Origin of the sequence: Gordonia caeni (assembly GCF_039537105.1) — a bacterium.
Classification (GTDB): Bacteria; Actinomycetota; Actinomycetes; order Mycobacteriales; family Mycobacteriaceae; genus Gordonia; species Gordonia caeni.
The window spans coordinates 201,331-220,390 of record NZ_BAAAZW010000004.1; the positions used below are offsets into that span (position 1 = coordinate 201,331).

Below are 19,060 nucleotides of genomic sequence, written 5' to 3' on the forward strand. Positions count from 1 at the left end.
CACTGGACGCCGGATGATCACATCCCGATCGCGCCGTCGCCGTCCTTCCACACCGCGACCACCGAGGGCCGCGGCTGCGCGGTTCCGCCGTCCGGCCAATGCGAGAACGGCTTCTCGACGGTGGCGTCGTCGTCCTCGCCGGGGTGCTGGACGCACACCACCACGCGCTTGTCGGTGATGATCGGACCACAGGTCTCGGCGCCACGCGGGACGGTAAGGAACTGCTTGGTCTCCCCGCGCCGGGGACCGTCGAGCGCGACCGCGAACAGACCGTCGTTGCTCTTGAGCGCGTTGCCGTCGGTGGAGATCCACAGGTTGCCGTGCGGATCGAAGGCGACGTTGTCCGGGCAGGAGATCGGGCTGACCCGAGTCTTGTCGAAGCCGCCGTAGTAGGTGTCGGCCGCTGCCGGATCACCGCACACCAGCAGCAGATCCCACGAGAACTCCTCACCGCTGTGGTCGTCGTCGATCTCCAGGATCTGACCGTTCTTGTTCTCGTTGCGCGGGTTGGCCGCGTCGGCGCCGGGTTCGCCGTCGGTGCCGCGCTTGTCGTTGTTGGTGAGCGCGCAGTACACCTTGCCCGTGGCCGGGTTCGGCTCGATGTCTTCCGGGCGGTCCATCTTGGTGGCGCCGGCCTTGTCCGCGGCGAGCCGCGTGAACACCGCCACCTCCGCCGGGGTCATGCCCTTGATGTGCGAGGTGGCCGCACCGTCGGCATCGACGGTCAGCAACTTGTGCCAGCGCCCGGAGCCGGCCGCACCGGTGACGGTCGGCGGCGCATCGCTGGAGAACGAGGCCACGTACAGCGTTCCCTCGGACAGGATCCGCAGGTTGTTCCGGCGGGCCTCGGCGGAGTCGCCTTCGCTGATCTTCCGGCTGGAGACGAACTTGTAGATGTACTCGAAACGCTCGTCGTCGCCGGTGTAGGTCACCACTGTGCCGGCTGCCGGACCGTCGGGCACGACGTAGACGTTCGCCGACTCGTGCTTGAGTCGTCCGAGCGCGGAATGCTTGAGCGGCACCGATGTGGGATCGTGCGGGTCGACTTCGACGATGTATCCGAATCGATTGGCTTCGTTGGGTTCCTGTGCGAGATCGAAGCGCTTGTCGAATCTGCCCCACTGGTGGTAGTCGCCGTCGTCTTCGAACCCGTAGCGCTCCAGGCGATCCGCCGTGGGCTGTTCGGTGACGGCGCTCGCGTTCATGAAGTAGTTGTTGTAGTTCTCTTCGCCCGACAGCATGGTGCCCCAGGGAGTGATGCCGCCCGAGCAGTTGGCGATGGTGCCGAGGACGGTTCGTCCACCCGGATCCGCCGACGTGCGCACCAGCTCGCTCCCAGCGGCCGGACCGGTCAGCCGGAACGGAGCGGACGCGGTGAGCCTCCGGTTGCGCTGCCCGACAATCGGTTTCAGGGATCCATCGGCGTCGTTGGCCGCCACCTCCAGCACGGTGATCCCGTGGGCGGCCATCGCGATGCGTGCCTGCTGCTCGGTGAGCTCCTTCTCCTGGTACCCGCGGAACATCAGTTCCTCGGTGGTGTACTCCTGATTGACCACCAGGTAGAAGCGATTCGGTTCGCCGATGACGGGGATCAGTCCCGCGTAGTCGTTGTTGAAGCCGAACTGCCCCGCCTGCGCCTCGGGCGTCTGATTCTCGAAGTCGAACTCCGGAGCGCCCGGGACCACCGGATCGCCCCAGCGGATCACCACCTGCTGGCGGTAACCGTCCGGGATCTTCAGCGCGTCCTCGGTGTTGGGTTCGATGACGTCGAACCGCATGCCCTCCAGCGGGCCCGCCGATCCCGGCTCGCTCGCGGGGGCGTCGTCGCCGCACGCAGTGAGCACCGAGCCGGCGCCCACCGCCACCGCCGCGGCGAGCGATCCGGTGAGCACCCTCCGGCGCGAGAGCGCGGTCCGCGCGACGTCACGGAAGTACTCGTTGTCGCTGGTATTGCCGGGGTTGTGCCAGCACGCCTCACCACACTTGTACCGACAGGTCATCCGCGAGCGCGCCGAACGACCGGCCGCCGAGCCGACGGAACTGAACAACTGCAGGGGAATGCGCACGGGAAGGGGCCTCCGGGGGGTCGGGACGGCCCGGGGCTGCGGGCCGATACGCGAGTCACGCTAAGCAGAGCGGGTCAACGCGCGCCGACGTCGTCGTGAACGGCGGCAGAACGACGGGCGAGCGGCACTCGACCAGCGGGCGATTCGGACGGTATTTCGCATCCTCGGACAGCCGCCGCGCGATGCCGGGTAATCCGCTTTCGCCACGGTGAGCACGCCGGGTCCCTAGCATCTGTACATGTACTCTGGATTCCTCATCGGCTGCTTCGTCGTCTTCCCAATCATCTCGATCCTCATCGAGCTTTCGGTGCGACGCCGGCGCGGCGAGGATCCCGACGTCCTCGGCCTCATCCTGCGATGGTTCACCTTCTGGATCGCCGGCGTGCGCCTGCTGATCGATGGCCTCACCCAGGCGATCCGCCCGGAGTTCACCGCAGAATCGATCTTCGACACCACCGACCCGACGGTGCTGCCGTTCATCTCCGAACTCGGCTACTCGAACATCGCGATCGGCGTGATCGGTGTGCTCAGCATCCGGCTGTGCTCCTGGACGGCGCCCGCCGCCCTCGCGGGCGCGATATTCCTGGGGCTCGCCGGCATCCGCCACCTCGTCGACGGCGGCTCGTTCACCACCGACCGCGCCGTCGCGGCCGGCACCGATATCTTCGCGGTCGTCATCCTGATCGGCGCCCTGATCGCCGTGGCACTGCGCGCCCGGCGGAACGACGCGGTCTCCTCCCCAGACCGCGGCGCGACGCCGTAGACAACGCCGCCGGACTCCGCACGTCTGCCCCGCACCGTTCGTCCGGTGAGTGCCGAACGGCCCGGCCCCTCCGGAGAGGGCCGGGCCGGACAGTCAGGTGTTACTGCGCCTGAAACTCACAACATGCAGCTGACGCAGCCCTCCACCTCGGTGCCCTCCAGCGCCATCTGGCGCAGACGGATGTAGTACAGCGTCTTGATACCCTTGCGCCAGGCGTAGATCTGCGCCCGGTTGACGTCGCGGGTGGAGGCGGTGTCCTTGAAGAACAGGGTCAGGCTCAACCCCTGATCGACGTGCTGCGTCGCCGCGGCATAGGTGTCGATGATCTTCTCGTAGCCGATCTCGTAGGCGTCCTGGTAGTACTCCAGGTTGTCGTTGGTGAGGTACGGCGCCGGGTAGTAGACGCGGCCGATCTTGCCTTCCTTGCGGATCTCGATCTTCGCCGCGACCGGGTGGATCGAGCTGGTCGAATGGTTGATGTAACTGATCGAACCGGTCGGCGGCACCGCCTGCAGGTTCTGGTTGTAGATGCCGTCGCGCTGCACGGCCGCCTTCAGGTCTCGCCAGTCGTCCTGCGTCGGGATCGCGATGCCCTGATTGGCGAACAGGCCGTCGTCCTTGCTGCCGGCGTTGGCGAACAGCTCGCGCACCCGCTCGGTGGCCGGCTCCCACGCCTGATCGATGTACTTGTCGAAGAACTCGCCGCTGGCGTACTTGCTGTCCTCGAAGCCGGCGAACGGGCGGCCCTTCTCCTTCGCGAGCTTGTTGGACGCGCGAAGAGCGTGGTACAGCACCGTGTAGAAGTACATGTTGGTGAAGTCGATGCCCTCCTCGCTGCCGTAGAAGATGCGCTCGCGGGCCAGGTAACCGTGCAGGTTCATCTGCCCCAGCCCGATCGCGTGCCCCTCCTCGTTCGCGCGGCGGATCGACGGCACCGAATCGATCGAGGTCTGATCGGCGACGGCGGTGAGGCCGCGGATCGCGGTCTCGATGGTGTGTCCCAGATCCGGCGAGTCCATCGCCTGGGCGATGTTCATCGACCCCAGGTTGCAGGAGATGTCCTTGCCGATGTGCGAGTACGAGAGGTCGTCGTTGAAGGTCGACGGCGTCGAGACCTGCAGGATCTCCGAGCACAGGTTGGAGTGGGTGATCTTGCCGGCCACCGGGTTCGAGCGGTTCACCGTGTCCTCGAACATGATGTACGGGTAGCCCGACTCGAACTGCAGCTCGGCGAGGGTCTGGAAGAACTCGCGCGCCTTGATCTTGGACTTGCGGATCCGCTTGTCCTCGACCATCTCGTGGTACTTGTCGCTCACGTTGACGTCGGCGAAGGGCACCCCGTAGATGCGTTCGACGTCGTACGGGCTGAACAGGTACATATCGTCGTTGTTCTTGGCCAGCTCGAAGGTGATGTCGGGGATCACCACACCCAGCGACAGCGTCTTGATACGGATCTTCTCGTCCGCGTTCTCGCGCTTGGTGTCCAGGAACCGGTAGATGTCCGGGTGGTGGGCGTGCAGGTACACCGCTCCGGCGCCCTGGCGGGCACCGAGCTGGTTGGCGTAGCTGAACGAGTCCTCGAGCAGCTTCATGATCGGGATGACACCCGAGCTCTGGTTCTCGATCCGCTTGATCGGGGCACCGTGCTCACGGACGTTCGACAGCAGCAGGGCGACGCCGCCGCCGCGCTTGGACAGCTGCAGCGCCGAGTTGATCGACCGGCCGATCGACTCCATGTTGTCCTCGATGCGCAGCAGGAAGCAGGAGACCGGCTCGCCGCGCTGCTTCTTGCCCGAGTTGAGGAAGGTCGGGGTGGCCGGCTGGAACCGGCCCTCGATGATCTCGTCGACCAGGTTGCGCGCCAGCGCGGTGTCACCGGCGGCCAGAGTCAGCGCCACCATGCAGACCCGGTCCTCGAAACGCTCCAGGTACCGCTTCCCGTCGAAGGTCTTCAGGGTGTAGCTGGTGTAGTACTTGAACGCCCCGAGGAAGGTCGGGAAGCGGAACTTCTTGCCGTAGGCGTGCCCGAAGAGCAGCTTCACGAACTCCCGGTCGTACTGGTTCAGGACCTCGGGCTCGTAGTAGCTCTCCTTGATCAGGTAGTCGAGCTTCTCGTCCAGATCGTGGAAGAAGACCGTGTTCTGGTTGACGTGCTGCAGGAAGTACTGCCGCGCGGCCTCCCGGTCCTTGTCGAACTGGATCTTGCCGTCCTCGTCGTACAGGTTGAGCATCGCGTTGAGCGCATGGAAGTCCAGGTCGCCCGGGTCGTGCCCGGCGGGACCTGAATGCACGCCGGAGACGCTCGCCGACACGGTGGGATCGGCGGCGGGGACGTCGGACACGGGAACTGCGGTAGGCGACAAGACCACTCCTGGTTAGCGAGATGAAATGAAGTAGAAGTAGAGAAAGAGACTCTGGCCGTGCGCGAACGCTCAGCGACGGTAGGCCGGGCCCGCGGCGAACTCGGTGAGTCCGGCGCGCACCCGCTCCACGTCCTCGGCGGTGCCCATCAATTCGAAGCGGTAGAGATAAGGCACCTGGCACTTGGCAGAGATGATGTCGCCCGCCATACAGAACTCCTCACCGAAGTTCGTGTTGCCGGCGGCGATGACTCCGCGGATCAGTGACCGGTTGTCCTCGTTGTTGAGGAACCGGATCACCTGCTTGGGTACGTAACCGCCACCGGCGCCGGCTGCCGGACCGCCGGCGTCGCGGGCTTTGCCGCCCCCGTACGTCGGACTGATCAGCACGTACGGCCGATCCACCCGGAAGCTGCCGTCGCGATCGATCAGCGGAATCCGCCGCAGCGGCGCACCGAGCTTCTGCACGAACCGGTGAGTGTTCTCCGAGACCGACGAGAAGTAGACGATCAGCGGCAGCCGAGCCCCGGCATCGTCCGCTCCCCGGCTCGAGGAGCCGGTGGGCGCGGCGGCCCGTGGAGAGGAGAGGACGGACACGACGACTGCCCTCCGCTCACGCTGCGCGGGTGGCGACGGCTTTGATGCGATCGGGACGGAAACCCGACCAGTGCTCATCACCGACGACGACGACCGGCGCCTGCAGGTAGCCCAGCGCCATCACGTAGTCACGAGCCTCGTCGTCGAGACTGATGTCGACCACCTCGTAGTCCAGACCGTGCTTGTCGAGCGCCTTGTAGGTGGCGTTGCACTGAACACAGGCCGGCTTGGTGTAGACGGTGATGGCCATTGCGGTCTCCTTGGAAGCGAGGTCGGATTCTTTGTCTCCGGTAGCCGTCCCCCGAGGGAATCACCGGAATGTCATTCGGTGCTCCTGGCACCTGCTGCGCCCCGCGGGACGTTCTCCCCGTTGGACACCTTGAACACTACACCTTGTGTCTGACATTTCGAGTGACCACAAGAACTTGTGAATAACATTCGTGAAAGTCCCAGGTCGATCTGCAGTAGTCCACAGCGTATCCGGCGTGTCCCGGCGTGTTGGGCGTGTCGGTCTCCACACCCCTGCACAGGCCGTCCACACCCCGTCCACACGCCATGCACAACCCTGTCCCCAGGTTCGCCGCGGCGGCTGTGGATCAGGCGCTGACGCCCACCGCCGAGGTGAGCCGGTCCAGCGCGGCAGTGACCTGCTCGACGAGCTCGGGCGCGCGGGTCCAGTCGCCCTCGAGACCGGCGGTCGGCAGTCCCAGATCGATCTCCTCGATCACCTCGGCGCCGGCGATTCCGGCCGCTTTGCGGACGTCGTCACGCGCCCAGGTGCCGGCGTAGCGTCCCAGGGCGGCACCGATCACGCCGACCGGGAGTCCGCCCAGTGCGCCGGCCCCGTACGGCCGGGACAACCAGTCGATGGCGTTGCGCAGCACGGCCGGCGATCCCCCGTTGTACTCCGGGGTCACCACCAGCAGCGCGTCGGAGGCACCGACGGCGGCGCGCAACTCCTCGACGGCGGCACCGCGCTGGTCGTCGGCATCGATGTCCTCGTTGTAGAAGGGCAGCAGGTGCAGGTCGTCGACGATCTGCACCCCGACTCCCTCGGGCGCGTGCGCCACCGCGAGCTCGGCGAGGCGACGGTTGACGGAGTCGCGGCGCAGGCTTCCGACGAGAACGGTGACGCGCAGTGGGCGATTCGGCATGAAAGGGAGCTCCTCGGGGATCGATTGGGTCGACCTCCATTCAAACGGCGGGGGCGACGCGGACAATCCTCCAGCGCGCGGTGATTCCAATCACCGACACACCGGTGCCGCCGCTCCGATCAGTTCGAAACCGGCCCTCGGACGGGCACCGACTATCGTTGAACCATGACTTCCGATCCCGGTTCCATCCTGGCGCTGCAGATCGTGCCCGATGCGGCTGCCGGTTCCGAACGCGCGGATGCCGCCCGCAACCGGCAGTTGCTGCTCACCGCCGCCAAACAGCTGATCGACGATCACGGCGCCGCGGCCGTCACCATGGACGCGGTCGCGCGCGCCGCCGGGGTGGGCAAAGGCACGGTCTTCCGGCGCTTCGGCAACCGCACCGGCTTGATGATGGCGCTGCTGGATCACTCCGAGCGCGATCTGCAACAGAAGTTCCTGTCCGGGCCCGAACCGCTGGGGCCGGGTGCCCCGCCGCTGGAGCGTCTCATCGCCTACGGCCGTGCACGCCTGAAGATGACCGTCGACCACCTGGACATCCTGCTCGAGGCCGGCGCTGACGACCCGAACCGGCTCAGCCACCCGGTCTGGGCGATGTCGACCATGCACGTCCAGCATCTGCTCGGCGAGATGGGCTACTCCGGACGGCTGGACACCGTCGCCGTCGCCGTGCAGGCCCCCCTCGAGGCGATCGCCGTCCGGCACCAGCTCGACATGGTCGGGATGACGCCGGAGGAGTTGGCCGACGATTGGGAACGCCTGGTCCGGATCCTGGCCGACGGTCTGGCCTGAGCGCCCATCCGCTCCTGTTCGCCGCCTTTTCCCGACGCCCGCCGATCACCGCGGGAGATCACGCGCCACCAGGGCGCTCTCCCGCGCGAGCTGCGGTCCGGCGGGCAGCAGCGAGAGCACCGGCCACGGCGCCGGCCGCGCCGCGCCGGGCAACCCGAGGATCTCCCCCACCTGCACATCGACCAGCCGGTACCGCACGCCCGCATCGGTGACGTAGTACTCGCCGCCGGGCACCGCCACCCGCTCGGCGGTCCCCGGCCGCACGTACACCCCGTCCAGACCGGGACCGTCGCCGTCCGCCGACCCGAGGGTGACCACCCGGGCACCGCCGGGCAGCGGCAGATGCGCGGACACCACCATCGATTCGCGTGCCGGGCCCGGGCCACCCGCATGGGACCACGACCGGCAGAGCACCTCCCCGGCGTCGGCGAGCTGCGGCGGCGCCGCCGGGAAATGGTCCAAGGCCAGCCGGTGCACCACCGGAACGGCCGTGAGGACCCCCGGTGAGACCTGCCGCACCGCGCCCGGCGAGGCGACGTCCGCCCCGCGTACGGCTTCGGCCGCCGGCGCCGACAGCGGCTGCACGCCGTCGCGCAGCACCACGAAGTAGGAGGGGCGGTCGTCCACGCCGAGCGACCGGATCACCGTGCCGACCGGCAGTTCACGCAGCGGCCCCGGCCCCGGAGCACCACTGCCGGTGATGTCGGGAACGCTCAGGTCCGGTTCGGCGGGAAAGGCGTTGAGCAGCGCCTGGCTGATCGGGCGCGCGGGGGCGCCGTCGAGTCCGAGTGCCCGCCGCACCGCCACCTCGTCGGCAGCGAGCCGGGCTCTGACCGGAGTCTGCCGACCGTCCCGTTCGCGGTGGTAGAGCAGCCACTTCCCCGCCGACGTGGCCACCAGCGCCGCCGCGCGCGGCACGGCCGGCTCCGCCGACGGCGGTCCGGCGAGCACGGCGGTGCCGGCGGCGGGGTCGTCGCACACCGTCCACACCGATTCGCGTTCGTCGGCGGGGCCGGGCAGCGAGGCAGGCGCGCCGGGGATCCCGAGAGCCGGTCCGCGCGGATAGCTGCTCACCGACCGCTGGGCGACGGTCTTGGCCGGCAGCGGAGCACCGGCCACCAGCCGGGCCGACGCCAGATTCGGCACCGGATGCATGACGTCGTCGACCAGCACGAACAGCCCGCCGGTGTCGGCGGCCACGATCCGCGCGTCGGCCACCGACGGCGCCGGCCGGATCACGCCGTAGATGCCTGCCCCGGCCACCAGCAGGACCGCCAGTACGGCCCCGGCGATCACGGCCCGGAACTGGGCACGCATCGGATCGTGCAGCATCCGCGCATCCCGGCGGACCAGCGCGTGCTCGGCCCGCGCCAGCCCGAACCGATAGCCGCTCACCTGCGCACGCGTCGTCAACTGTCTCGACACTCGACCCCCCGATCAAATCCCGTGAAAGACACCGTAGCGGCGCAGTAGGGTGTCGCCAGGTGCTTTTGGGGGAAAGTGCTCGGGGGGAGTCGCACATGAGGATGCGTCGCGCGCACCGGACTCGGCCGGCGTCGGCGCCGTTCGACGTGCCGTACGGGGACGGCTATCTGGGGGTGCGGCACGACGCAGGGACTCTGCTCACCGTGCTGGCCCTCGGTCCCGGCCCGTCGGGCCCGGTGCGCCTGGACCGGCCGTGGCCGCAGACCGTCCCCGGTGCGGGCCTGTCGTGGAATCTCCTGTCGCAGTGGATGAGTGGGGCCGACGCCGCGGCCACCGAGCTCACCGTGCTCACCCACGGCAGCTCCGGCCGGGGCGCCGGTCCGGCCTGGTCCGCCTACCGGACATTGATCGGACCGCTGTCGGTCGCGGCGCACCGCTCGGTACATCTGGCGATCCGGTTCGCTCCCCTGGCTCACCCCGGACTGGTCGCCCGGTACGGGGACGGGACGGCGGCGGCGCTGCGCGCTTGCCTGTCGGGCACCCGGCGCCTCGCCGACCGGCTGGCGGGCGACGGGCTCACCGCCGCGCCGCTCAGCGCCGCCGAGCTCACCCGGCTCACCGATCAGCTCACCGCCGGCACCGAACGGTCGGCCGCCTACGCCGTCGATCCGGCCGATCCGGCGGGCCTGCCAGCAGCCCTGGAGGCGGCGTGGCGCGCAGGTGCGGCGGCCACGACCGCTCTCCGCTGGCGCTCGGGTGCCGCAGGTCCCGAACTGACGGCTCTGGCGCGGATCGATCAGCCGGCGGCGCCCGCACCGGCAGGATGGGTGGCGCTGACGGGTGAGGATCGCGGCGCCCCCACGGCCGCCCTGGGCGCCGCGGCGCCCCTCGTCTCCGGTCCCGGCCCGTTACCGGCTGGGACCCTCGCCGCCCTGGAACCGGCGGTCCTGCCCACCGGTGGCGCCGGGGTGATCGTGGGCGCCGACGCCGCCGGCTGCCCGGTGGGTCTGCGTCTGACCGGTGCCGAGATCCCGCTCGCCGAGATCAGCGGCGACCTGCTGCTCGCGCAGCGCCTCGTCGTGCGTCTGGTGGCCCTCGGCACCTCCGCCGCCGTGTTCACCGACCGCCCGGAGCACTGGACGGGACTGATCGACGCGGTGGCCGACCGGCGGCTCCTGCATCCGGCCGCCGACGGCGCGGCCGAGGTGCTCATCGACGACCGTCCGGGCGGGCGCCTGGGCCCGCTCGACGGCCACACCGTGCTGCGTCTCCGTCCCGCCGACGAGGACGGGCCGCCCGCCCCGGGCGGCATCCGCGTCCGACAGGATCGCGAGGAGCCCGGCTCCGCGGTGCTCACCGGCGCGGGCCGCGAAGTCCGGGTGCGCCTGGTCGCCACTGGCGCCGAGGACGCTCTGGTGGGCCCAGCCCGGCCCGGAACCGCCGTGGGCGGACTCAGTTCGCGGTGACCTGCTCCATCGACAGCGGCACCCGCGACCGGAAGAAGACGGCGTGGGACGACGCGGCATGCACGATCACGTCCGGATCGTCGTCCGACAACCACAGCGCCTCACCGCATTCCACGACGCACCGCTCACCGTCGGGGATCACCGCTTCGATCCGCCCGGTGGTGACCGTGAGGATCTGCGGGCCCGGCATGTCGAAACTGATGCTCCCCGGATTCCGCAGCCCCGTGCCGTCGAGTTCCACCCGGGAGAGCTGGAATTCCGGCGCGGGGGTCCTGTAGATCCGCTCGGCGCCCAGCGCCTCGACCGTCGGCATCAGTTTGTCGCGGGACACCGGCTGGAAGTCCAGGACCCGCAGCAACTCCGGCACGTCGATGTGCTTGGGTGTCAGGCCGCCGCGCAGGACGTTGTCGGAGTTCGCCATCGCCTCCACGGCGGTACCGTGCAGATAGGCGTGCAGGTTCCCGGCAGGCAGGTAGATCGCCTCCCCGGGCTGGAGCACCAGATAGTTCAACAGCAGCGCCGCCAGCACGCCCGGGTCGTTCGGGTACGCCTCCCCGAGACCGAGGACGGCGCGCAGTTGGCCCGCGAAACGGGACTCACCGCGGCCGAGCACTTCCACCGCGCCGCTCAGAACCTGCGGGATCAGTTCGGCGATCACCCGGTCGGGCAGCGTCAGCCAGGTGGTGAAGACCGCACGCAACCCGTCCGCGTCGGGCGACCCTGCCAGCATGCCGAGAGCCGAGTCGAGTCCGGGCACCTGCAGGGTGCGGAGCAGGTCGACGGTCTCCGCCGGGTCGCGGAAACCGGCGAGCGCTTCGAAGTCCTCCCCCAGCGCCACGACGATCTCCGGCTTGTGCCAGGAGTCGCGGTAGTTGCGGCGCGGATCGTCCGCGGCGAGGCCGGCCCGATTCTCCGCGGCGAACCCGATCCTCGCCTGCTCGGCACTGGGATGCGCCTGAAGGGACAGCGGCTCCTCGGCGGCGAGGATCTTCACCAGAAACGGCAACCGCCGCTCGTACGACTGCGCGGTCGGTTCCCCGAGCGCGGCCACCGGATCGGCGTCGATCATCGCCAGCAGGTCGCTCGAGTCGCCGTCCAGGCGCGCCGGCGAGGCGGGGTGCGCCCCGAACCACAGTTCGGCCTCCGGATGCGGCGACGGCGACGGCCGGCCCTGGAACTCGGCGATGGCCGTCCGCGAACCCCATGCGTACGGGCGCACCTCGCCCTTGAGCACCTTCATTGCGTCTTCCTGTTCCTTGTCGCATCCCCCCAGAGACCTCTCACGGGATGTGCTTCAACCATCATCCCCTGCCAGCGCCAGATAGGCGGCCGCGAGCTGGGAACGGACCACGACGATGAGATACGCGGCCAGGTCGGCGGGCGTATCGGTCAGCGCCTCGAGCGCGCCGGCCGGGCGCACCGGCGCGGGATCGTCGTCGTCGCCGGCCCGCTCGGTCACCACGTCGACGTCCCGGCCGCCGATCCGTTGCTCGGCGAACCAGGACCGCGCGGCCGTGGTCACCACGAACAGGCGCAGCGGGTCGGCCGCCGGGGGTCCGTCGAACTCGGGGTCGTAGAACAGTGAGGCCGCCGGATCGGCGGCGCCTGCACCGGCGGTCAGCGCGGCCAGCGCCCGCGCCTCATCGGCGACGGCCGCCGGGGTACCGGCGATCTCGAAGAAGGCCGCAGCCGCCTGGGCGGCCACCGCCACCGCCGCCGGGGTGTCCCCGGCCCACGACAGACGATGTCCGGTGGCCCGCAGCGCCAGCAGCTTGGCCCGGTTGTGGAAGCTCTCCTGCCCGGGGTGGTCGGCGGCTGCCTCGGCGTCGAGCCGATCGGCGATCTCGGCCAGCGGCGGCGCCTTCGGCGCCAGCCGCACCGCGGTGAGTCCGGCCAGCACGGCCACCAGTGCGGCGACGTGGCCGGTGAACCGGAATCGCGGGTCGACGGGCAGCCGCGGGGACAGATCGATCAGCGGCACCGCCCCGCGCAGGCCCACACCGGCCGCCTCCCGCAGTGGACCTTCCAGCGGGGCCACGACGACGATCTCGGCGCGGCGGCGTGCGGCCCGGGACAGGGCATCGGTGAGCAGCGCGTCCCCGGCGTCCTCACCGGCCACCACCACCAGGTCCAGCGGGCCGATCCATCCGGGCAGCACCGGCCCCACCGTGATCGGGACGTCGATCCGCCCGGCGAAGGCCGCGACCACCAGTGCGGCCGCACGGGCCGGCAGCAGCGCGGCCCCGGTCACCACCACCACGGCGCGCGGGCTCAGCGCGGCGAGCGGCGCCAGCACTCCCTCGGCCTGCGCCTCGGCGACCGCACGCACCTGGGCACCGGCCATCGCGGCCGAGTGCAGGAGACCTTCACGGTCGGCGGAGTGCAGGGACTCCACGTCGTCGAGGTCGTCGATGATGACGGGCATAGCTCACACGATGCGCGACTGCGCTCGTTTCAGTCAACCGGATCCGGCAGGACCCGCAGGTGCCCGCGACGGCCTGGACGAGGGGCGGCCGACGATGCCGCCGGCGACCGGTGCGGTTCGGCGCGATGGCGCCCCCCGATCGGCGAGTCCTCGACGTCGGTGCGCGCGGTGAACGACGGCAGCGGAGGCAGGCCCGAACGGGTGCTGCCGCCGACCTCGCGCACCATGTCGGCCAGCGCGGTCAGCTCCTGGTCCTCGGCGGGCTGGACGAACTCGCGCTCGCTGCGCAGCAGCTCCCATCCGCGGGGCACCGTGATGCGGTCGGCGTGTTCGGAGCACAGATCCCAGGAGTGCGGCTCGTCGGCACCGGCCAGCGGACCGATCACCGCGGTGGACTCGGCATAAACGAAGGTCAGGGTCGCCACGGCGAGGCGCGAGCACCCGGGACGGCAGCACTGACGGGGAGAGTTCACACCGGTCAGCCTAACGCGCAGCGCTCCGGGACCGGGCATCGACACGCGCGCGGCCGGGCCGGGCCCGAGCACCTAGACTGCACCTCATGCGTTACCGCCCCGCCGAGCCCCGTGAGCTTCTGACGCCGCGGCCCCGGACCCGTGACCGCCGCGGCCGCGGTCTGCGGGGGCAGCTGCTGCCGCCGGGGCTGCCCGCGCACCGCACCCGTTCGGACCGCTTCGATCACGCGGCGATGGTGGCCTTCGCCGAGATCGACGGCCTCTGGCACGACCGGCTCACCGAACTGGATCTGGCGGTCGACGACATTCCGCGGATGCTGCCGCGCGATGCCGAGTCGGTGCAGTGGCCGCCCGAAGTGACCGCCGACGGTCCGGTGCCGCTGGCCCGGCTGATCGATGCGGGCGTGGATGCCCGCGGCAGGCCGACGCGGGCGCAAGTGATCTTGTTCCGGCGGCCGATCGAACTGCGGGTGCGCCATGACGAGGAACTGCCGGAGATTCTGCGGGAGGTGCTGGTCCAGCAGGTCGCGACCTATCTGGGGGTGGACGAGGAGACGGTGGAACGCGGCCCGCAGGGATGACTGCCGGCGGTCCGCCTCACCCCATGGGGCCTGCCGATCGGGTCAGATGATGCCGCGCTTGAGGCGCCGGCGCTCACGCTCGGACAGTCCGCCCCAGATACCGAAACGCTCGTCGTTGCCCAGCGCGTACTCCAGGCATTCGGCCTTGACCTCGCAGCCGTGGCAGATCCGCTTGGCTTCACGCGTGGAGCCGCCCTTCTCCGGGAAGAAGGCCTCCGGGTCGGTCTGAGCGCACAGGGCGCGGTCCTGCCATTCGTCCTCGACGGCGTCGAACAGCGCTTCGAAATCGTTGGGCACCACCGAAAGATGGCTGCCATTGCTCGTGAACACCGACGGAGAGGACGAGGTCCCGAACTGTGCTCCGTTACCCGCAGACGTCATACGTCGCCTCCCTGCTCGATGATCAGTGCGGTCCATCTGGTGATCCCCGACGGCGGTACGGCTGAAGGCCGCTCTGCCGAATCACACTGTTGTGATTACACACGCAGTCGGGCGTCGCGGTCAAGCGGAAGGCGAAGATTCCTTGATAGCACCTCGCACCCGCAGCTTCGGGGACCACACGCCATAGCATGAGCACACTCGGCGTGTCGCCCGAACATGGGACGGCGCGATCCGCCCGCGCACGCGCCGCAGTCAGCGTCGTCGTAGGGTGATCGCTGTGAAGGTCACGGTACTGGTCGGAGGCGTCGGCGGCGCCCGGTTTCTGCAGGGTGCGCGCGAACTCTTCGGGCCGACGCCGTTTCCCGGCGTCGACGGGGACGCCGCCGGCCCGAACACCGTCACCGCGGTGGTCAACGTCGGCGACGATGCCTGGATGCACGGCGTGCGGATCTGTCCCGACCTGGACACCTGCATGTACACGCTCGGCGACGGCATCGACACCGAACGCGGCTGGGGGCGCCGGGCCGAGACCTGGCACGCCAAGGAGGAACTGGCCGCCTACGGCGCGGACCCGGACTGGTTCGGTCTCGGCGACCGCGACCTGGCCACCCACCTGATCCGCACCCGGATGCTCGACGCCGGCTTCCGCCTGTCCGACATCACCGCGGCACTGTCCAAGCGCTGGCAGCCGGGCGTGCGCCTGCTGCCGGTGAGCGACGACCGGCACGAGACCCACGTTCTGATCGACAAGCCCGACGGTGAACCCGGCGAACGGCTCGCCATCCACTTCCAGGAGTGGTGGGTGCGCTACCGCGCACAGGTGAAGACCCACGGCTTCGCTCAGGTGGACGGCAACGCCGCGCCCGCCCCCGGGGTGGTGGAGGCGATCGCCGAGGCCGACGTGGTGCTGCTGGCCCCATCCAATCCCGTCGTCAGCATCGGCGCCGTCACCAGCGTGCCCGGTCTGCGGTCTGCGCTGCGCAACACCGCCGCACCGGTGGTGGGGATCAGTCCCGTGATCGACGACCGGCCGCTGCGCGGGATGGCCGACGAGTGCCTGTCGGTGATCGGCGTCGAAACCACCGCGCGCGCCATCGCCGAGCACTACGGTGCCCGCAGCGGCAACGGACTGCTGGACGGCTGGCTGGTGGCGCCCGGCGATCCCGCCGTGGCCGACCCGGTCCCCGGGATCGCGACCGCCGCGGCCCCGCTGCTGATGACCGACCCGGCGGCCACCGCCGAGATGGTGCGCGCCGCCTGCGATCTGGTCGGGGTGCGGGTGTGAGCACACCGGCCGCCGACCGCCCCGCCCGCACGGACCACCGCGCTGCCGGCGGACTGTCGATCCTGCCGGTCACCGGACTCGGCGAGTTCGGCCCCGGCAGCGACCTGGCCGGCGAACTCCTGGCCGCCGCCCCGTGGCTCGCCGACGACGACGTGCTGGTGGTCACCAGCAAGGTCTTCTCCAAGATCGAAGGCCGGATGGTGACCGCACCGGCGGATCCGGCCGCTCGGGATGCCCTGCGCCGCAGCCTGATCGAGGACGAAGCCGTCCGGATCGTGGCCCGTCGCGGCGAGTTGACGATCACCGCCAACCGCAACGGGCTGGTGCAGGCGGCGGCCGGCATCGACGGCTCCAATGTGGCCGCCGACCAACTGGCCCTGCTACCGGCGGACCCGGACGCCAGCGCAGCCCGCCTGCGTGCCGCCCTGGCCGAACACGGGCGGCGGGTGGCAGTCCTGGTCACCGACACCATGGGGCGCGCCTGGCGGGCCGGCCAGACCGACGTGGCGATCGGAGCGGCCGGTATCGCCGTGCGGCACGGCTACGAGGGCGCGGTGGACGACCACGGCAATCCCCTGCGCGTCACCGACATCGCGGTGGCCGACGAGTTGGCGGCCGCCGCCGATCTGGTCAAGGGCAAGCTGGCCGGGGTACCGGTGGCGGTGGTCCGCGGACTGACGCCGCGCGACGACGGCAGCTGCGCCCGCGACCTGGTCCGCGACACCGACGACGACCTGTTCCGGCTGGGCACCGACGACGCCCTGGCCCAGGGGCGCCGCGAGGCCCTGCTGACCCGGCGCTCGGTCCGGCAGTTCGCTCCCGGCGCGGTGGACCCGCAGGAGATGCACGCAGCCTTCGCCGAGGCGCTCACCGCACCGGCACCGCACCACACGCATCCGGTCCGCTTCCTGTGGCTGCGCGACCGCGGCCGCCGCGACGCGCTGCTGGAGGCGATGTCCGCGGACTGGCAGGCAGACCTGACCGCCGACGGCAAGTCCGCCGAGTCCATCGGCAAGCGCATCGCACGCGGCCAGATCCTTTACGACGCTCCGGAACTGGTGATCCCGGTGCTGACCGGCGAGGGCATGCACCACTATCCCGATCAGCGCCGACGAACGTGCGAGGAGACCATGTTCACCGTCGCCGCCGGGGCTGCGGTCGGCGGCCTGCTCGTGGCCCTGTCGGTCCGCGGGCTGGGCAGTTGCTGGGTGGGATCGACGATCTTCGCCGCCCCCACCGTGCGCCGGACCCTGAAGCTGCCCGGGGACTGGGCACCGCTGGGCGCGGTCGCGATCGGACACCCCGCCACGACCTCCGGACTCCGCGGACCGGCGGCGACCGAAGGCCTGGTGATGGAACTGTGATGACGGCAGCGACACGGAGCACCCTGACCGACTGGGCGCCGCCGGATGCCGAGCAGGATGCGCTCCGGCACACTTTTCTGGCATTCGTCGACGCCGTCGCCAATCCGTGCGAGAGAGCCTGTGTCCCAGGACATATCACGGCATCGGCGATCGTCTTCGACGCCACCGGCGAGCACGTCCTGCTGACCCTGCATCCGCGCGTGGGCAAGTGGTTGCAGCTGGGCGGGCACTGTGAGGCCGGCGACGCCGGGATCGCGGGCGCGGCCCTGCGCGAGGCCACCGAGGAATCCGGTCTGGCCGGACTCACACTGTCCCCGGGCCCGGTGCAGTTGCACACCCACCCGATCACCTGCTCACTCGGACAGCCGACGCGGCACCTGGACGTGCGCTACGCCGCGGTCGCACCGGCGACCGCCGACGGCCGCCCGCCGGCGCCGGTGCGCAGCGAGGAGTCGGTGGACCTGGCGTGGTGGCCGGCGGACGGGCTGCCGGCCGAGGTGGACGCCGAGTCGGTTCCCTCACTCATCGCCGCCGGCCGCACGGCGCTACAGCGCGCCGGACTGCTCGCCTGAGCGATGCGCCCCGTTTCGGGGCCCGATCACCGAGTCAGATCACGTCGTTCTTGGGGACGGCGACGATCCCGCCGCTGCTCACCGTGAACCGCTCGCGGTCGTGCTCCAGGTCGACGCCGACCTGCCCCTCTTCGCTGACGTAGACGTTCTTGTCCAGTATCGCGTTGCGCACCACCGCGTTCCGCCCGATGCGGACACCGGGCATCAGGACGCTGCCCTGCACCACGGCACCCTCTTCGATCACCACGTCGGTGCTCAGCACCGAGCTGTGCACCATGGCTCCGGAGACGATGCAGCCCGCGCCGACCATCGAATCGTGTGCGGCCCCGCCCCGGATGAACTTGGCCGGCGGCAGGTGCGAGTTCTCGCCGCGGATCGGCCAGCGTTCGTTGTAGAGGTTGAACGCGGGCCGGGCCGACACCAGGTCCATGTGCGCCTCATAGAACGCGTCGATGGTGCCGACGTCGCGCCAGTAGCCCTTATCCTCCGGGGTCTCCCCCGGAATCACGTTGTCGGCGAAGTCGTAGACGTAGGCCTCGCCCTTCGCCACGAACGCCGGAATGATATCGCCGCCCATGTCGTGGTCGGAGTCCGGGTCGGCCGCATCCTGCCGCAGCATCTCCACCAGCGCCTCGGTGCTGAACACGTAGTTGCCCATCGAGGCGAAGGTGACGTCCGGGTCGTCCGGCGTGCCGGGCGGATCGTTCGGCTTCTCCAAAAAGCTGGTGATCCGGTTGTCGGCGTCGGAGTCGATGCAGCCGAAAGCCACCGCCTCGGCCCGCGGCACCCGGATGCCCGCCACCGTCACCGCGGCGCCGTTCGCGATGTGCTCGGCCACCATCTGCGACGAGTCCATCCGGTACACGTGGTCGGCACCGAAGACCACGATGTAGTCGGGTTTCTCGTCGAAGATCAGGTTCATCGACTGGTAGATGGCGTCGGCGCTGCCGGTGTACCAGCGCGGCCCGAGACGCTGCTGCGCCGGGACCGGGGTGATGAACTCGCCGTGGAAGCCCGACGACCACCACGTCTGCGAGATGTGCCGGTCGAGCGAGTGCGACTTGTACTGCGTCAGCACGCAGATCCGCTCGTAACCGGCGTTCACCAGGTTCGACAACACGAAATCGATGAGCCGATACGAGCTGCCGAACGGGACCGCGGGCTTGGCGCGGTCTTTCGTCAGGGGGTAGAGCCGCTTGCCCTCGCCGCCTGCGAGGACGATTCCGAGCACCTGCGGTTGAGATCTCACACGTCCAACATATCCGGATCGGCTGCGCCGCGGGCGGTGGCGGCCGGAGATGGGGTCCTTCGTCCGACACCGGCCGGCCCCGAAGCACCGCGGCAGCACCCCTTCGC

18 protein-coding genes are annotated in these 19,060 nt (G+C 70.1%); 7 read left to right on the forward strand and 11 right to left on the reverse strand.

What is annotated here, in order from left to right; translation table 11 throughout:
• Positions 1 to 17: 17 nt before the first annotated feature.
• Positions 18 to 2,066: a PhoX family protein gene (locus ABD732_RS08020; RefSeq protein ID WP_344782398.1), complete on the reverse strand. Its 2,049-nt coding sequence runs from the start codon at positions 2,064 to 2,066 to the stop codon at positions 18 to 20.
• Positions 2,067 to 2,304: 238 nt separating this feature from the next.
• Here ABD732_RS08020 and ABD732_RS08025 point away from each other — a divergent pair, with 238 nt between their 5' ends.
• Entirely contained in the window at positions 2,305 to 2,829 is a 525-nt protein-coding gene (locus tag ABD732_RS08025) for a DUF6790 family protein (RefSeq protein ID WP_344782400.1), read from the forward strand.
• A 116-nt stretch (positions 2,830 to 2,945) separates the two neighbouring features.
• On the opposite strand, the gene nrdE is transcribed toward ABD732_RS08025, so the two are convergent.
• From nrdE to ABD732_RS08045, 4 genes are all read right to left on the reverse strand, one after another.
• On the reverse strand, positions 2,946 to 5,192 hold the full coding sequence (gene nrdE, locus ABD732_RS08030; protein WP_344782402.1) for a class 1b ribonucleoside-diphosphate reductase subunit alpha: 2,247 nt from the start codon (positions 5,190 to 5,192) through the stop codon (positions 2,946 to 2,948).
• 69 nt (positions 5,193 to 5,261) lie between these two features.
• Positions 5,262 to 5,708, reverse strand: a complete 447-nt coding sequence (nrdI, locus tag ABD732_RS08035) for a class Ib ribonucleoside-diphosphate reductase assembly flavoprotein NrdI (protein ID WP_344782786.1) — start codon at positions 5,706 to 5,708, stop codon at positions 5,262 to 5,264.
• 94 nt (positions 5,709 to 5,802) lie between these two features.
• Positions 5,803 to 6,036 (reverse strand): redoxin NrdH, encoded by a 234-nt coding sequence (locus ABD732_RS08040; protein ID WP_344782404.1) that lies wholly within the window; start codon positions 6,034 to 6,036, stop codon positions 5,803 to 5,805.
• 346 nt (positions 6,037 to 6,382) lie between these two features.
• Positions 6,383 to 6,940 (reverse strand): NAD(P)H-dependent oxidoreductase, encoded by a 558-nt coding sequence (locus ABD732_RS08045; protein ID WP_344782406.1) that lies wholly within the window; start codon positions 6,938 to 6,940, stop codon positions 6,383 to 6,385.
• Positions 6,941 to 7,105: 165 nt separating this feature from the next.
• On the opposite strand from ABD732_RS08045, the gene ABD732_RS08050 reads away from it, so the two are divergent.
• Entirely contained in the window at positions 7,106 to 7,732 is a 627-nt protein-coding gene (locus tag ABD732_RS08050) for a TetR/AcrR family transcriptional regulator (RefSeq protein ID WP_344782408.1), read from the forward strand.
• A gap of 45 nt (positions 7,733 to 7,777) precedes the next feature.
• Here the strand turns inward: ABD732_RS08050 and eccB are convergent, their stop codons facing one another.
• The gene (eccB, locus tag ABD732_RS08055; protein WP_344782410.1) at positions 7,778 to 9,145 is read right to left on the reverse strand and encodes a type VII secretion protein EccB; all 1,368 of its coding nucleotides are present in this window, start codon (positions 9,143 to 9,145) and stop codon (positions 7,778 to 7,780) included.
• A 107-nt stretch (positions 9,146 to 9,252) separates the two neighbouring features.
• Between eccB and ABD732_RS08060 the strand changes: the two genes are divergently transcribed.
• Positions 9,253 to 10,623: a type VII secretion protein EccE gene (locus tag ABD732_RS08060; protein WP_344782412.1), complete on the forward strand. Its 1,371-nt coding sequence runs from the start codon at positions 9,253 to 9,255 to the stop codon at positions 10,621 to 10,623.
• Here ABD732_RS08060 and manA read toward each other — a convergent pair.
• The 3 genes from manA to ABD732_RS08075 are packed head-to-tail and all read right to left on the reverse strand — an operon-like array spanning position 10,610 to position 13,521.
• On the reverse strand, positions 10,610 to 11,863 hold the full coding sequence (manA, locus tag ABD732_RS08065; protein ID WP_344782414.1) for a mannose-6-phosphate isomerase, class I: 1,254 nt from the start codon (positions 11,861 to 11,863) through the stop codon (positions 10,610 to 10,612). The genes ABD732_RS08060 and manA overlap by 14 nt on opposite strands.
• A 54-nt stretch (positions 11,864 to 11,917) precedes the next feature.
• Positions 11,918 to 13,048: a hypothetical protein gene (locus tag ABD732_RS08070; RefSeq protein ID WP_344782416.1), complete on the reverse strand. Its 1,131-nt coding sequence runs from the start codon at positions 13,046 to 13,048 to the stop codon at positions 11,918 to 11,920.
• Positions 13,049 to 13,077: 29 nt separating this feature from the next.
• Positions 13,078 to 13,521, reverse strand: coding sequence for a DUF3499 domain-containing protein (locus ABD732_RS08075; protein ID WP_344782418.1), 444 nt, complete (start codon positions 13,519 to 13,521; stop codon positions 13,078 to 13,080).
• Between the two features lie 86 nt (positions 13,522 to 13,607).
• On the opposite strand from ABD732_RS08075, the gene ABD732_RS08080 reads away from it, so the two are divergent.
• Positions 13,608 to 14,102, forward strand: coding sequence for a metallopeptidase family protein (locus ABD732_RS08080; protein ID WP_344782420.1), 495 nt, complete (start codon positions 13,608 to 13,610; stop codon positions 14,100 to 14,102).
• A 42-nt stretch (positions 14,103 to 14,144) separates the two neighbouring features.
• Here the strand turns inward: ABD732_RS08080 and ABD732_RS08085 are convergent, their stop codons facing one another.
• The gene (locus ABD732_RS08085; protein ID WP_344782422.1) at positions 14,145 to 14,432 is read right to left on the reverse strand and encodes a WhiB family transcriptional regulator; all 288 of its coding nucleotides are present in this window, start codon (positions 14,430 to 14,432) and stop codon (positions 14,145 to 14,147) included.
• A 328-nt stretch (positions 14,433 to 14,760) separates the two neighbouring features.
• On the opposite strand from ABD732_RS08085, the gene cofD reads away from it, so the two are divergent.
• Genes cofD through ABD732_RS08100 form a run of 3 tightly spaced genes read left to right on the forward strand, consistent with a single transcriptional unit; the run spans position 14,761 to position 17,704 of the window.
• Positions 14,761 to 15,768 (forward strand): 2-phospho-L-lactate transferase, encoded by a 1,008-nt coding sequence (cofD, locus tag ABD732_RS08090; protein WP_344782424.1) that lies wholly within the window; start codon positions 14,761 to 14,763, stop codon positions 15,766 to 15,768.
• The gene (locus tag ABD732_RS08095) at positions 15,765 to 17,132 is read left to right on the forward strand and encodes a coenzyme F420-0:L-glutamate ligase (RefSeq protein WP_344782426.1); all 1,368 of its coding nucleotides are present in this window, start codon (positions 15,765 to 15,767) and stop codon (positions 17,130 to 17,132) included. The genes cofD and ABD732_RS08095 overlap by 4 nt, the downstream gene beginning before the upstream one ends.
• Entirely contained in the window at positions 17,132 to 17,704 is a 573-nt protein-coding gene (locus ABD732_RS08100; RefSeq protein ID WP_344782428.1) for an NUDIX hydrolase, read from the forward strand. Before ABD732_RS08095 ends, ABD732_RS08100 begins: the two co-directional genes overlap by 1 nt.
• 34 nt (positions 17,705 to 17,738) lie before the next feature.
• Here the strand turns inward: ABD732_RS08100 and glgC are convergent, their stop codons facing one another.
• Positions 17,739 to 18,953 carry a glucose-1-phosphate adenylyltransferase gene (gene glgC / locus ABD732_RS08105; RefSeq protein ID WP_344782430.1) on the reverse strand — a complete coding sequence of 405 codons (1,215 nt, stop codon included), beginning with the start codon at positions 18,951 to 18,953 and terminating at the stop codon, positions 17,739 to 17,741.
• Positions 18,954 to 19,060 lie beyond the last annotated feature (107 nt).